A 14,631-nucleotide genomic window follows, 5' to 3' on the forward strand; every position below is an offset into this window, starting at 1 on the left:
CAAATTTTTGAGGAACAGGGTTTTTAAATGTCTAGTATAGTCGTAGATAGTTTTTTTAATAAGTAATTAATTACTTTATATAGCATCGCTTTTTATAATAAAATCACCAGTCACTCGTTAAAACCTCCTTTATTTATAATTATTAAGCATTGGGTACTATTTTGATTCTTCTAATTGATAATTACGATTCTTTTACTTTTAATATCTATGATTACCTTTGCCGTGCAGGAGCCGAAGTTATGGTCATCAAAAATGATGAAAAATCTATTGATGAATTAAAGCGATTATCGTTTTCCAAAATGGTCATTTCTCCGGGGCCGGGAACACCCGATAATGCCGGAATATCATTATCGGCGATCAATTGTTTTGCTAATCACTGCCCAATACTTGGCATTTGTTTAGGTCATCAAGCGATTGCCCAATATTTTGGTTATAGCATTGTTAAAGCCCCAGTACCAATGCATGGTAAAATTGATGAAATTACACATGATGAGCAAGGCTTATTTGTCGGGATTAAAAATCCACTCTCCGTGGTTAGGTATCATTCTCTAATTGCCCACCCTAATTTGCCATTAAATGAGTCACCTTTAATAGTTACCGCTAAAAATAGACAAGGATTGATTATGGGATTACGACATAAAACACTGCCAATTGAATCGGTACAATTTCACCCAGAGGCAATTAAGACAGAATCTGGTTTAAAAATAATTAGTAACTTTGTTAATGGTAATTAATATGAAAATTTATATCGATTTTGAAGGTGAACGTAAATATTTTTGTGATCCAATCAAAATTATAAAATCAAACGATTATAGAGCTATTAAACAACGCATTGATGAAATAGAAAGCTTCACAAATAAAGGTTATTACGCTTGTGGTTATCTTGCTTATGAAAGTGCTATGGGGTTTAGTGAAAACAATAAAACCAAAGTTATAAAAAGCTCAAATCTTGATTTACCATTACTATTATTTGGTATTTTTGATAAGTATACGAGTGAGCCAATTCCAGATTCAAATCACTTTTCACCACTATCGTTAAAGTTATCTTGTGATACTGATATTAACGAATATCAGCAAAAAATTGACTATATTCACTCGCAAATTGAATTAGGTAATACTTACCAAACCAATTATACCATTCAATTTAGTGCACCATTTAATAGTAATCCTTTAGATTATTATTACTTTCTACAAAAAAATAATCTTGCCAATTATTGTGCCTATATAGAATTTGAAAATTATCATATCTTATCTATTTCTCCTGAGCTATTTTTTAAATTAGAAGATAAAACTATTACAACGAAACCAATGAAAGGTACTACCGCCCGAGGATTGACGACACAACAAGATAAACAACAAGTAGAGTTGTTGAAATCAGAAAAAAATCTTGCAGAGAATATGATGATTGTTGATTTACTGCGTAATGATTTGAGCAGAATTTCAAAACCAGGATCGATCACCGTCCCACACTTATTTACCGCAGAAAAATACCCAACCGTATGGCAACTAACCTCGACAATTCAAGGAATATTAAAAGATAATATTAACCTATATCAACTATTGCAAGCACTGTTCCCATGTGGCTCAATCACTGGAGCACCTAAAGCAAGTACCATGCATATTATTAGTAATATTGAGAATTCAGCTCGTGGCGTGTATTGTGGCGCAATTGGTTATATTGACCCTTTTATGAAAAAGGCGATATTTAATATTCCAATACGTACCTTAACCATTAATAATCAACAGTTGAATTATGGTGTTGGTGGAGGCATTACCTGGGATTCAAGCGCCAATGATGAATATAACGAAGTCCTAGCGAAAACAGCTATTTTGCATAGAACTTTATCTATACCTGAATATATTATTGAAACCTTATTGTTAGAAAATGGAGAGTTTTTGTTACTTAATGCACATTTGGACAGATTGGACAACTCAACACAATATTTTGATTTTACAAGTGATATTCAAACAATCAAACAGACATTAACGAAGCTAGCCAAAAAATATCCATTAGGAAAATATAAAGTTAGACTTCTGCAATCAAAATCAGGACAATCAGAAATAAGTATAGATTTGCTTACCACCTCAATGGTGATTAATAATATAGCTTTTGCGCCTAAAAGTGTCGATAAACATAATGTTTTTCTCTATCATAAAACAACCAATCGACAACATTTTCCTCAATTGACAGTTGATCAAGAATATATCAATTATAATCAAAATGATGAAATTACCGAGTTTGTTAATGGTAATATCGCCCTATTAATTAATGATAAGTGGATAACGCCTGCCATTACATCAGGACTATTAGCTGGCACTATGCGACAACATTATTTAGATCAGCATAAATTAATTGAGAAAACGATAAACAAAAAAGATATTTTACAGGCCGATAAAATAGCATTTATTAATAGTGTTCGAGGTTGGGTTGAAATTGAAGAGCAGGTATTTAGTGAATTGAAAAAACAGTTATGATCATTTGAAATTAACTATCTATGACATTCCGCCATTATATCGGCGGAATGTTAAACAATAACTAATATTTGATTGAATTCGCAAATTCTAACTCTTCATCTTGCCAGCCTTGCGATAAGGCTTTTACCAGTGCGCTATAGCCATTTTTTGCCAACGGAACACTGCGTTCAATAACTTTAGTCCTAATTTGTCCTTTATTATCTGTCACTACCCAGCGCCCTTTTATCACTGCATCCCCCTTATAACTACCATGGAAACCATCAATAAAAAGCTTAATTGTTAAGGTAGGTGTAGTAATAGATTTGGTTGAGACTAAATAATTAGGTAAAAGTTGGGTTAGATCCTGCGATAATCTATCTGCAAATTGTTGAGACAATGTTGAGGCCCATAAATTATTAGTTGCTGTAACATATTTTATATCTTGTGTTTGTAAAACAATGCCTGATTTATTTAAAAAACTGGCTACTTCAATAGACTCAATCCAAATAAACTTATTGGTCGAGCGAGTCGTCACTGAATCAACATTAACTAAATTACTCGTTAATTGAAAATAATTTTTTCTTTCGGTATTTGATGAACAACCCACCATTACCGCTAATAATGCTATCAATAGTGTAATTTTAAAACATCGAATCGATTTGAACATTATTTATTTCCTCTGGCTTTTGGTTCTTCATCTTTTTTGTTTGGTGAAGAGAAGATCAATGCGTTACTTTTATTATTTAGCGTATGAAGTAAAGGAGTTAATTCATCCATCATTTGCTGAATTTTCTGTAAACTTTCATTCATTTGTGTATTAAGTTGTGAACCTGGTTGTATTCCTTTCATCGCTTCATTTAATGAACGCATAGCTCTTTGTAAATCTTTAGGCATATTTTGCATCTCTTTACTTGCCATAATTTGATTTATGGTATTCATTAAGCGTTGACTCGATTCTAAGGATTTATTAAATTGCTCCATAGTATTGTTAACAGGTAAACTATTAAAATTATCTAATAATTGCAGGATTTTTGCTTGTATTTGTGCAAATCCAGTTGATGTAGTTTCAATCGTATCGTACCCATATTGTTTAGCTAATTTACTATCATATTTATCTTTTAACTCTGGATAAAAATCTAAATCAATATAAAGTGCCCCCGTAAACATATTTGAAGTCTTTAATGATGCTCGCAAACCATTTTTTTGCTCATTTATAATTAAATTACCAATATCTATCTTATCTTCTACCAATTCAGCTAATCTGTCAGGTTCGATTTTAATTAGTATCGGTACTCTTTGATTAAGAATTGATCTTTCTTGCAACATTTCTGTGGTATAAAACGGTACTTTACTTACTGTACCGAGCCTTATGCCATGATATTCAACTGGTGCACCTTCGGTTAATCCCGATATTGAGTCCGTAATCATAAGTAGGAATTCTTTATATTCAGTATATTGTGAATCTTGAATCGACTTTCTATCTTCATATAATTTATATACATCATGTTGCTTAGCCGGTTGTCCTAATTTTGCCCCATCAGGTAAATCAAAGCTAATACCGCCTGACATTAGAACATCTAAAGAAGGCACATCTAAACTGGCACCACGAGAAGATAACGTTAAATTGATTCCCCCTTCTTTCCAAAACCGTACGTTTTCAGTAACTAATGCATCATAAGGTGTCGTAATAAAAATTTGATACTTCATTTTACGCGCTTCAACATCGAACTGTGACGTTTCAACATTACCAACATGATAGCCACGAAACATCACTTTAGCACCGCGTGGCACAACACCACTTTGATCGCTATCTAAATTTAAACGAATTCCCTTTATGCTTGGATCTGATAAGGGCGGTGCATCAGATAGAATAAATGGATTATTTTTAAAGCTATGAGTATCATTCCCTGAAACAAGCTCAATATAGACACCCGATAAAATAGTTCCTAGCCCTGTCACACCATCACGACCAATTTCAGGTTTAACCACCCAAAATATTGAATCATTTTTCAAAAGCGGATTCATGTCGTTATAGATTCGACCTTTGATTACGACTTGTTTGTAATCATCAGATAATGTCACTTCATCAACAATACCAACATCAACGCTGCGATTTTTTATGACTGTTTTACCAGCTACAATACCACTTGCATCTTTAGCCAATAAGGTAAAAGGAGTACCTCGATCAGCAAAATGGGCATAGATAATCCATAAACCAACAACTGCGGTAACTATGGGAATAATCCATATTGCTGAAATTGCTCTAATTTTAATTATTTTTGCTGATTTATTTGAGCTTGCCATATTATTCCTATTATTTTATTTTCTAGTTGGTACTCGATCCCAAAGCAAACGTGGATCAAATTTTTGGGATGCAATCATTGTAATGATAACGACAGTAGCAAAAAAACTTACCCCTATATCAGGATATACGCCCATCATTTGTTGATTTCTCACTAAAGAACACACTACCGAAACCACAAAGATATCGATCATTGACCATTTACCAATAAATTCAACAGCATTATATAATTTCTTCATTTTTAGACAATTACGTTTTTTCTTATTCTTAACTGCCAAAGCAAAATAACAAAGCCAGCTAAGAGAAATAATTTTTAAAATAGGGATAACTACACTAGCAGCGAAAATGATTAATGCTACCGGCACATCCCCTGCTTGCCACATATAGATAACTCCATCCATAATCGTCGAACTCGATGGTGCACCAAAAACTTCAGTAATCATGATGCCAAATAAATTAGCTGGTATATAAATAATCAGTGAAGTAACTAAAAGTGCAATCGTCCACTGTACTTTATCTCTTCCTCTAAGTTGACTTTTTTGTTTACATCTTGGACATTTAGCATACTCAGCAGGAATAATTGCATGGCAACAGCTGCACAATTTTATATTTTGATAAATTCCCGTTTTACCTACTTCTAATGGTTTTAAAGTAAAATTATTACGATGGATTTCATTCCATATTTTACCTGGTGTAAAAATAACTACTGCTTTGATATAAAAGAAAACAAATAAACAAAATGCCCAAAAGGTCCCTGTAACACCAAGGCTGCCATAACTCATTAATTTAACAAAACTAACTAAAATTCCTGTCAAAAAAATCTCAGGCATACACCAATGCTGAAATTTTTCATAAACAATCAAAAGATCTCTTTTTCGATATTTAGTCAGTTTTATTTTGGAGCAAAGTAATACAATAATAGATAAATTGAGTAATGGAAAAACAAGCACAAATAAAACAAATAATGCGGAAATATAGCTATATCTATCAAAAAAAAGTATTTTGGGTATATCTAAAACACTTACACCATTAACATTACCGACTAAATTAATATCAATAAACACAAACCCACAAGCGACGATAAGCATAATTAATGAACAAAATGCATACATTGCCGCACGAAATTTCATATTGTTCTGATTTTTAAACAATGTCGTAGTACAGCGAGGACAAGTAGCTTTATGTCCAATTGCAACATCTGTTAATCCGATAACCAAATCACAATGGGAACACAATACATAATTTTGATTATCAACAGTCATCATTTTCCTTTATTTGATTGTGTACTAATTAGTAAAGATGTTTTTGATTAGCATAACGTTTATATATATAAAATTGCCAATATTTGTTAAACGATTATGTTCTGTGGTAATTAATTTAATAAATTAATAATGGCCAAAAAGCTTCTAGATGCCAATCATATCAAATGCTTCTTTTTTATGAAAGTATTACCTAATTAAATTAGCATAATTTGATTATTATCATTTTTCAAATGGCGATTTGAAGATCGTTATTCTAAATAACTCTCAAGATAATGTTTAATTAATTGCATAACGGGATTTAGTAATAAATATTAAGAAAATTTGTGAATAATTTCACATAATTAATCAATTTAATACTGTTTATAAAAAAAACTTGATACTGTATAACAATACAGTATAATGTATCTCATATCCTTACTTATTGGAATTTAATTATATGAATGAAAACAAACAACGAGCACTTTCAGCAGCATTAAGTCAAATCGAAAAACAATTTGGTAAAGGTTCAATAATGCGTTTAGGCGACACACAAACTTTAGATGTGGACGCCGTTTCAACTGGTTCTTTAGGATTAGATATAGCATTGGGTATTGGTGGCTTACCAATGGGCAGAATTGTTGAGATCTTTGGACCTGAATCATCAGGTAAAACGACATTAACATTATCAGTTATTGCACAAGCACAGAAAGAAGGTAAAACCTGTGCATTTATCGATGCTGAGCATGCTTTAGATCCAATCTACGCTGCAAAATTAGGGGTACAAGTTGACGATTTATTAGTTTCACAACCAGACACTGGTGAACAAGCTCTTGAGATTTGTGATGCATTGGTTCGTTCTGGCGCTGTAGATGTCATTATTGTCGACTCTGTCGCAGCATTAACACCAAAAGCGGAAATTGAAGGCGAAATGGGTGATTCTCATATGGGATTACAAGCACGTTTAATGTCTCAAGCATTACGTAAGTTAACCGCTAACATCAAAAATGCGAATTGCCTTGTCGTTTTCATCAACCAAATTCGTATGAAAATTGGTGTTATGTTTGGTAATCCTGAAACAACTACTGGCGGTAACGCATTAAAATTCTATGCTTCAGTGCGTTTAGATATCCGCCGTACTGGTGCAGTAAAAGAAGGCGAAGATGTTATCGGTAGTGATACTCGGGTAAAAGTGGTTAAAAACAAAGTCGCTGCGCCATTTAGACAAGCTGAATTCCAAATTCTTTATGGATGTGGTATCTCAAAAGAAGGTGAATTGATTGATTTGGGTGTTAAACATAAATTAGTTGATAAAGCCGGCGCATGGTATAGCTATAATGGCGAGAAAGTTGGACAAGGTAAAGCTAATTCAATTAAGTTTTTACAAGAACATCCTGAAATTGCTACCGAGCTTGAAACAAAATTACGTGATTTATTATTAAATAGCCCTGCTGTTTTCTCTGCAGAGGACGAAGAATCTACAATAGAAGATGAAAATTTCGAATAATGTCACACAATCTTAATAAATTAATTTTAGCCAAAGCTGTGCAATTACTTGCACAGCGTGATCACTCTTCATATGAACTTACCAGAAAATTAACTTTATTTTTTAGTAAAAAAATAAAATGTGCAGAAGATGATTACCCAGAACAATTAACTCAATTAAAGACACAAATAGAGCATGTCATTAAACATTGTACCCAGAAACATTGGATGGATGATGAGCAATATATTGAAAAATATATATTTATGCGTGCTAATAAAGGGTATGGAAAATATAAAATTAGTTTAGAATTAAAGCAACGAGGTTTATCATCTGATCTTAATAAAAAGCTCTTAAATATAGCTGATATTAATTGGTCTGAGATAGCTTATCAACAATTGTTGAAAAAGTTTAAAGTTATCGATTCTAAAAATAATCAACAAAAACAAAAGGTAGTACATTTTTTAACCTCCAGAGGTTTTACACAAAATGATATAAAAACTGCGTATAGTTTATTGACTTAAACCATTATAGTCCCTACAATACTAAGCATTATGAATGCCCATTGCGTAAAAAGCTCTCAAGATCTTTTAATTTTATTCCTTACTAATAGTAATTAGATCAATCGCTGTATTAAGAATATTTACTTTTCAACTTAAGTTGTAACGGGTATATTACTATGTCTAAAAATTTATCGTTTAATATGGAAGCATAAATGAAAAGCACTGCAGAAATTCGTCAAAATTTTCTTGACTTTTTCCATAGCAAAGGACACGAAATTGTTGCAAGTAGTTCCCTTGTTCCACATAATGATCCAACACTTTTATTCACCAATGCGGGAATGAATCAATTTAAAGATGTTTTTCTTGGTATCGATAAACGATCTTATACCAGAGCAACAACATCACAACGTTGTGTGCGTGCTGGAGGCAAACATAATGACCTTGACAATGTAGGTTATACAGCTCGGCATCATACTTTTTTTGAAATGCTAGGAAACTTTAGTTTTGGCGATTATTTCAAACATGACGCGATTCATTTTGCATGGGAATTATTAACTAGTGAAAAATGGTTTAATCTGCCAAAAGATCGCTTAACAGTAACCGTGTATGAAACCGACGACGAAGCTTATGCAATCTGGGAAAATGAAATTGGTATTCCGAAAGAGCGTATTATTCGTATAGGTGATAATAAAGGTGCGCCATATGCGTCTGATAACTTTTGGCAAATGGGCGATACTGGACCTTGTGGACCTTGTACTGAAATTTTTTATGATCATGGTGATCATATTTGGGGGGGACCTCCAGGAAGTGCGGAAGAAGATGGTGACCGTTTTATTGAAATTTGGAACATCGTATTCATGCAATTCAATCGTCATGCTGATGGTACAATGGAACAGTTACCTAAACCTTCCGTTGATACAGGCATGGGACTTGAACGCATAGCGGCAGTGTTACAGCATGTCAACTCAAATTACGATATTGATCTGTTTAAAAAATTAATAAAAGATGCTGCACAAATCATCCAAACCAACGATTTAGAAAGTAAATCATTACGAGTTATTGCTGATCATATACGTTCTTGTGCTTTTTTAGTTTCCGATGGAGTGTTACCTTCAAACGAAGGCCGAGGTTATGTATTACGTCGAATTATACGCCGAGCAGTACGTCATGGACATATGCTAGGTGCTAAAGATATTTTCTTCTATAAGTTAGTTAAACCATTAATTGATGTAATGGGAAGCGCCGCTAATGAATTAGCAAATAACCAAAAATTAGTTGAAGAAACCCTAAAAATAGAAGAAGAACAGTTCTTAAAAACATTAGAACGGGGCTTATTTTTACTTGATCAAGAGCTAGGTAAGATTACTAATGCAATACTACCGGGAGATGTTGCATTTAAACTATATGATACTTACGGTTTCCCATTAGATCTTACTGCTGATGTGTGTCGTGAAAAAAACATCACTATTGATGAAGATAGTTTTAATCAATGCATGGAAGAACAACGAAAACGAGCTAGAGAATCAAGTTCATTTACTGTTGATTATAGTAATATGATTAAACTTGATGATAAAACTGAATTTTTAGGTTATAAACTAACCGAATCATCAGGAAAAGTCATTGCAATTTTCCAAGATGGGAATAAAGTTGATGCTATCAATGCCGGCGATACCGCAATTGTCATCTTAGACAAAACACCATTTTATGGTGAATCAGGTGGTCAAGTTGGTGATAAAGGTGTATTAAGCTCAGCTAATCTAGTATTCGGTGTGACTGATAGCCAAAAATATGGTAAAAGTATTGGTCACATTGGTAAAGTCACCAAAGGTACATTAAAAGTTGGTGATATCGTAACCGCTGCAATAGATGTAGAAATACGAGAACGTATTCGTCGTAACCATTCGGCGACACATTTATTGCAAGCTGCTCTACAACGTATTTTAGGAAATCATGTACATCAAAAAGGATCACTAGTTAATGACAGTTACCTTCGATTTGATTTCTCGCATAATCAACCTATTACGCAAGATCAAATTGTTGAAATTGAAAATCTAGTTAATCAACAAATACGTCGTAACTTGCCAGTTGACATAGAACTGATGCCAATTGATCAGGCTAAAAATAAAGGTGCTATGGCATTATTTGGTGAGAAGTACGAAGATATTGTTAGAGTATTAACCATGGGCGATTTCTCTATCGAACTTTGTGGTGGCACACATGTTGATAGAACTGGAGATATAGGCCTATTTAAAATTACTTCTGAATCAAGTATTGCCTCAGGGGTACGTCGTATTGAAGCCACTTCTGGACAAAATGCGATGGAATACATACATCATGAATCCAATTTATTAAACCAAATTGGACAATTGGTTAAAAGTGATAAATCAGCGGTGTTATCACGAATAGAGCAATTGCTCGATCAAAATAAAGCATTAGAAAAAGCAATGGAGCAACTGAAGGCCCAACAAGCTAGCCAACAAAGTGGGCAATTGCTTGATCAATGCGAAAAAATAAATAATAAAAACTTGCTAATTGCTAAACTTGATAATGTCGAAGCAAAAATGTTACGCACAATGATTGATGATTTGAAAAATCAATTAAAAACCGGCGTAATTATTTTAGCGGCTGTTAATGGAGACAAAATCAATTTAGCTGCTGGTGTAACTAATGATTTATTAGGCATTGTTAAAGCTGGCGAATTAGTATCTCAATTAGCATTAAAAGTAGGTGGTAAAGGTGGTGGGCGGCCTGATTTCGCTCAAGCAGGTGGAATGGATCTTTCAGCGTTACCAGAAGCGTTATCTTCTGTAAAAAAAGAAATCAGTAATAAATTACAAGCAAGTTAGCCAGATGTGCTCCAGTGTTTGTTTGTTAATTAAACATTAGTGTATTTCTGTAAAATTCCGTCTTTCTATCTTATTGATGGGGGGCTGACGAAGCTATATCTTAAAATTGTTTGGATATATACTTAACTGATATTAGGAGATCTAATGTTAATTTTAACTCGGAGAGTAGGTGAAACACTTATAATTGGTGACGATGTTGTTATTACCGTTTTAGGCGTGAAGGGTAATCAGGTCAGAGTCGGTATTAATGCACCTAAAGAAGTTTCTATTCATAGAGAAGAAATATACAACAGAATTCATCAATCGCAAGATAAAAGTGATGAATCAGTTCAGCCCAAAGAGTAATATTGGGTACGAAATAAACAACTAGCACGAGTTCTAAAAAAAATGTTTGACTTATTTTTTCTAGAACGTAATATGTGCGCCACACATTATGATTTTGTTGTTGAAGCAAAGTCATAATGTTTTGGTGAGATGGCCGAGAGGCTGAAGGCGCTCCCCTGCTAAGGGAGTATGCGGTCAAAAGCTGCATCGAGGGTTCGAATCCCTCTCTCACCGCCATTTAAAAATTAAAATATGCATCCGTAGCTCAGCTGGATAGAGTACCCGGCTACGAACCGGGCGGTCAGGGGTTCGAATCCCTTCGGATGCACCATTTTAAAATATTCAATACGCATCCGTAGCTCAGCTGGATAGAGTACCCGGCTACGAACCGGGCGGTCAGGGGTTCGAATCCCTTCGGATGCACCATTTTTTTACGAACTTACACGCATCCGTAGCTCAGCTGGATAGAGCACTCGGCTTCGAACCGAGCGGTCAGGGGTTCGAATCCCTTCGGGTGCGCCATTAAGCATCCAAAAGCATTTCGATTTCTTATAATCAAAAAAATAATGATTTATATCAACTATCAGCTTAACTGATAGCAATGACTTAATTTTCATTAGATATTTCTCTTTGTATATTTTGATAAAAATAGAATACTAAAATATGAAAATTATTTTGTTATACTCATCACCTCAGTTTATGAATTAAAATGACAAGTATTAAAGAATCATGCTTTAAATATATATCCAATAAAACACTAAATATAATACACTTGATTCACTACCCTATCCAAGATCCCTTAACTGACACAAAAACGGCTAATAATGCTCATTTAGAGCCTTTTACAAAGCATTTAATCTATAGCTATATTCTTAACCTTATCCGCCCCTAATCATTGCTATAAAATTCGAATAGGGCGAGATAAATAAAAAAGCTCAAAAGGCACTCTTTAAACATGCAAAAAACTCTAGATAAAACGTTTTATGGATTAAAAAGAAATAGTTTTATTATTAAAAAGATTACAACATAAATACGAATGTAGATTGGCAAAGAGAGAAAAGTAACAAATTTATTATATTTTACTTTTAGATTAAAAAAAGCCGACTTTGTCAGCTTTAATTAATAATGATTTTATCTTTTAGTTATATAATTAGGCAAATGATAATATTGCCGTACTAATCACAATTATCAATAAAACCCATAGTACAATAGCAATAATTCCGCAAACCATCCCGGCTGTAGCAAAACCTGCACCATTTTTATTATTATTTCTTATATCACTCTTAGCAATAGCACTTAACACTATAGCAACAATAGCCACAGCAATACTAAAAAGCCCCATAGGAATTAATGATACAATCCCACAAACCATTCCTGCTATAGCAAAACCACTTGTTGCCTTGTTCTGTTCTTGTTCCATTTACCTTCTACCCTGTAAAATTTTTGAAAAGTTAAAATAAATAGCAGTTAAGTATAATCTTGTCATTTTTGCAGATCAATATAAGATCCATTCAAGGCGAACTATCACCAATTATCAAATATCTCACTAAATTTCTCAAAAAACTTATAAAGGATAGTTGATGAGAAAAGAATCTAAAAAAGCATTTTGGCTTTTTTCATTGATTATTTTGACTTTTATATAGGATTTTGAGGAAAAAATTATTCAGAATAATAATCCAAACGATACAGCTTAAAATTTTAATGAGAGATAAATTAGAAAAATATAGTTCCTGCAGTAAATAAATTATTTGGAATTTGATTTAATACTGTTGAAAAATAGAATAAAAGATTACCTATAGAACAACGTTTTTAATATTATATATTTTCTAAAAAATAACTGTTAATAACTTGTATTTGTATTTGCTTTTAATAATAATAGTCACCTTAAAATATCAAGTAAGATACGCAGCAGTAACAAACACAAAAATAATAAATTTTATATGTATAGAATTTTGACATATAACGAGTAATTATTTTCTTATCCAAAAAATAAATTTATAAATATCATTTAGCATTGTTCGGACCAGCCACTCCGGTTGAATCCCGAAACAATTCTAGTATACTTAACTCACGAATTTCATATGTGTTATTAATCATACTTTTTTATTTATATGTTTTGTTAGCTGTACTAAAATAAGAAATTAAATAACATTTATAAACAATAATGGACTCTTTTTATGTTGGACCCAAATTTACTTCGAAATGAATTAGATCTCGTTGCTAGCAAATTAGCTCGCCGTGGATTTAAATTAGATGTTGAGACTATTCGACAACTTGAAGAAAAACGTAAAACACTACAGGTTGAAACAGAAAACTTACAAGCGCAGCGTAATGCTCGCTCGAAAGCAATTGGTGAAGCAAAAGCACGCGGTGAAGATATTTCAACTGTGCGCGAAGAAGTAAACAAATTAGGTGAAAAGCTTAACAGTGCAAAAACAGAACTTGATAAGCTCCTCAACCAAATTAAAGACATTTCTGCCAACATTCCCAATATTCCTAATGATGCTGTGCCAGATGGTAAAGATGAGAATGATAATGTTGAAATTTCTCGTTTTGGCACGCCAAGAACCTTCGATTTTCCTATTCAAGATCATGTTGCATTAGGTGAACGTTTTGGTGGTCTTGATTTTGCTGCTGGTGTAAAACTAACTGGCGCTCGTTTTGTGGTAATGAAATCACAAATAGCCCGTTTACATCGTGCAATTACGCAATTTATGCTAGACCTACATACTGAACAACATGGCTATGCTGAAATTTATGTACCATATCTAGTGAATCAAGCTACGCTTTTTGGAACAGGTCAATTACCTAAATTCGCGGGAGATCTATTCCATACCAAACCGCTTGATGAAGAGTCAGAAAGCAGTAATTATGCACTAATTCCCACTGCAGAAGTACCTGTTACTAATTTAGTACGTGATGAAATTCTTGATGAAAGCGTATTACCATTAAAAATGACAGCTCATACGCCTTGTTTCCGTTCTGAAGCTGGTTCATATGGTAAAGACACCCGTGGCTTAATTCGTATGCATCAATTTGATAAAGTCGAATTAGTGCAAATTGTTAAACCAGAAGAATCAATGCAAGCATTAGAAGAATTAACTGCACATGCTGAAAAAGTTTTACAATTATTAGAATTGCCATATCGTAAAATTATACTTTGTACTGGGGATATGGGCTTTGGTTCTTGCAAAACCTATGATCTAGAAGTTTGGGTACCAGCACAAAATACTTATCGTGAAATATCTTCATGCTCAAATATGTGGGATTTCCAAGCACGTCGTATGCAAGCTCGTTATCGCAATAAAGCTGATAATAAAACCTATTTAGTACATACCCTAAATGGTTCAGGTTTAGCCGTTGGACGTACACTGGTTGCTATAATGGAAAATTATCAACAAGCAGACGGAACAATTAAAGTACCATCAGTATTAGTACCATATATGAATGGCCTTGAAGTTATTGGTTAGTTTTATAATTT

The 14,631-nt window shown here is 33.3% G+C and carries 11 protein-coding genes and 4 tRNA genes; 11 read left to right on the forward strand and 4 right to left on the reverse strand.

Annotated elements, in window-relative coordinates:
- The first annotated feature begins 161 nt into the window (after positions 1-161).
- Complete coding sequence (locus RAM17_RS11150) at positions 162-734, forward strand: anthranilate synthase component II (RefSeq protein ID WP_110447219.1); 573 nt, start codon at positions 162-164, stop codon at positions 732-734.
- 1 nt (position 735) lies between these two features.
- The gene (gene pabB / locus RAM17_RS11155) at positions 736-2,475 is read left to right on the forward strand and encodes an aminodeoxychorismate synthase component I (protein WP_181414623.1); all 1,740 of its coding nucleotides are present in this window, start codon (positions 736-738) and stop codon (positions 2,473-2,475) included.
- 61 nt (positions 2,476-2,536) lie between these two features.
- Here the strand turns inward: pabB and RAM17_RS11160 are convergent, their stop codons facing one another.
- The 3 genes from RAM17_RS11160 to RAM17_RS11170 are packed head-to-tail and all read right to left on the reverse strand — an operon-like array spanning position 2,537 to position 6,018.
- The gene (locus RAM17_RS11160) at positions 2,537-3,121 is read right to left on the reverse strand and encodes a PqiC family protein (RefSeq protein WP_110447217.1); all 585 of its coding nucleotides are present in this window, start codon (positions 3,119-3,121) and stop codon (positions 2,537-2,539) included.
- Entirely contained in the window at positions 3,121-4,758 is a 1,638-nt protein-coding gene (gene pqiB / locus RAM17_RS11165; protein WP_110447216.1) for an intermembrane transport protein PqiB, read from the reverse strand. The genes RAM17_RS11160 and pqiB overlap by 1 nt, the downstream gene beginning before the upstream one ends.
- Positions 4,759-4,773: 15 nt before the next feature.
- Positions 4,774-6,018 carry a PqiA/YebS family transporter subunit gene (locus tag RAM17_RS11170; protein ID WP_181414622.1) on the reverse strand — a complete coding sequence of 415 codons (1,245 nt, stop codon included), beginning with the start codon at positions 6,016-6,018 and terminating at the stop codon, positions 4,774-4,776.
- A 436-nt stretch (positions 6,019-6,454) separates the two neighbouring features.
- On the opposite strand from RAM17_RS11170, the gene recA reads away from it, so the two are divergent.
- From recA to RAM17_RS11210, 8 genes are all read left to right on the forward strand, one after another.
- Positions 6,455-7,501, forward strand: a complete 1,047-nt coding sequence (gene recA, locus RAM17_RS11175; RefSeq protein ID WP_110447214.1) for a recombinase RecA — start codon at positions 6,455-6,457, stop codon at positions 7,499-7,501.
- Positions 7,502-7,539: 38 nt separating this feature from the next.
- On the forward strand, positions 7,540-8,001 hold the full coding sequence (locus RAM17_RS11180; protein ID WP_181414621.1) for a regulatory protein RecX: 462 nt from the start codon (positions 7,540-7,542) through the stop codon (positions 7,999-8,001).
- A 191-nt stretch (positions 8,002-8,192) separates the two neighbouring features.
- Positions 8,193-10,826: an alanine--tRNA ligase gene (gene alaS / locus RAM17_RS11185; protein WP_110447212.1), complete on the forward strand. Its 2,634-nt coding sequence runs from the start codon at positions 8,193-8,195 to the stop codon at positions 10,824-10,826.
- A 144-nt stretch (positions 10,827-10,970) separates the two neighbouring features.
- The gene (csrA, locus tag RAM17_RS11190; RefSeq protein ID WP_110447211.1) at positions 10,971-11,171 is read left to right on the forward strand and encodes a carbon storage regulator CsrA; all 201 of its coding nucleotides are present in this window, start codon (positions 10,971-10,973) and stop codon (positions 11,169-11,171) included.
- A gap of 123 nt (positions 11,172-11,294) precedes the next feature.
- Positions 11,295-11,387 (forward strand) — tRNA-Ser (locus RAM17_RS11195).
- Between the two features lie 17 nt (positions 11,388-11,404).
- Positions 11,405-11,481 (forward strand) — tRNA-Arg (locus RAM17_RS11200).
- Positions 11,482-11,499: 18 nt separating this feature from the next.
- Positions 11,500-11,576 (forward strand) — tRNA-Arg (locus RAM17_RS11205).
- A gap of 19 nt (positions 11,577-11,595) precedes the next feature.
- Positions 11,596-11,672: transfer RNA gene (locus tag RAM17_RS11210), tRNA-Arg, on the forward strand.
- A gap of 628 nt (positions 11,673-12,300) precedes the next feature.
- Here RAM17_RS11210 and RAM17_RS11215 read toward each other — a convergent pair.
- The gene (locus RAM17_RS11215) at positions 12,301-12,570 is read right to left on the reverse strand and encodes a DUF4190 domain-containing protein (RefSeq protein WP_110447210.1); all 270 of its coding nucleotides are present in this window, start codon (positions 12,568-12,570) and stop codon (positions 12,301-12,303) included.
- A gap of 757 nt (positions 12,571-13,327) precedes the next feature.
- On the opposite strand from RAM17_RS11215, the gene serS reads away from it, so the two are divergent.
- Positions 13,328-14,620 (forward strand): serine--tRNA ligase, encoded by a 1,293-nt coding sequence (serS, locus tag RAM17_RS11220; RefSeq protein WP_110447209.1) that lies wholly within the window; start codon positions 13,328-13,330, stop codon positions 14,618-14,620.
- Positions 14,621-14,631 lie beyond the last annotated feature (11 nt).

It is taken from the genome of Gilliamella apis, from assembly GCF_030758615.1.
GTDB classification, from domain to species: Bacteria; Pseudomonadota; Gammaproteobacteria; order Enterobacterales; family Orbaceae; genus Gilliamella; species Gilliamella apis_A.

What these genes read in the sequence shown, in the direction of transcription:
- pabB (WP_181414623.1), top strand. Translation starts at nt 736, where the DNA reads ATGAAAATTTATATCGATTTTGAAGGTGAACGTAAATATTTTTGTGAT.
- RAM17_RS11160 (WP_110447217.1), bottom strand. Translation starts at nt 3,121, where the DNA reads ATGTTCAAATCGATTCGATGTTTTAAAATTACACTATTGATAGCATTA.
- pqiB (WP_110447216.1), bottom strand. Translation starts at nt 4,758, where the DNA reads ATGGCAAGCTCAAATAAATCAGCAAAAATAATTAAAATTAGAGCAATT.
- RAM17_RS11170 (WP_181414622.1), bottom strand. Translation starts at nt 6,018, where the DNA reads ATGACTGTTGATAATCAAAATTATGTATTGTGTTCCCATTGTGATTTG.
- recA (WP_110447214.1), top strand. Translation starts at nt 6,455, where the DNA reads ATGAATGAAAACAAACAACGAGCACTTTCAGCAGCATTAAGTCAAATC.
- alaS (WP_110447212.1), top strand. Translation starts at nt 8,193, where the DNA reads ATGAAAAGCACTGCAGAAATTCGTCAAAATTTTCTTGACTTTTTCCAT.
- csrA (WP_110447211.1), top strand. Translation starts at nt 10,971, where the DNA reads ATGTTAATTTTAACTCGGAGAGTAGGTGAAACACTTATAATTGGTGAC.
- RAM17_RS11215 (WP_110447210.1), bottom strand. Translation starts at nt 12,570, where the DNA reads ATGGAACAAGAACAGAACAAGGCAACAAGTGGTTTTGCTATAGCAGGA.
- serS (WP_110447209.1), top strand. Translation starts at nt 13,328, where the DNA reads ATGTTGGACCCAAATTTACTTCGAAATGAATTAGATCTCGTTGCTAGC.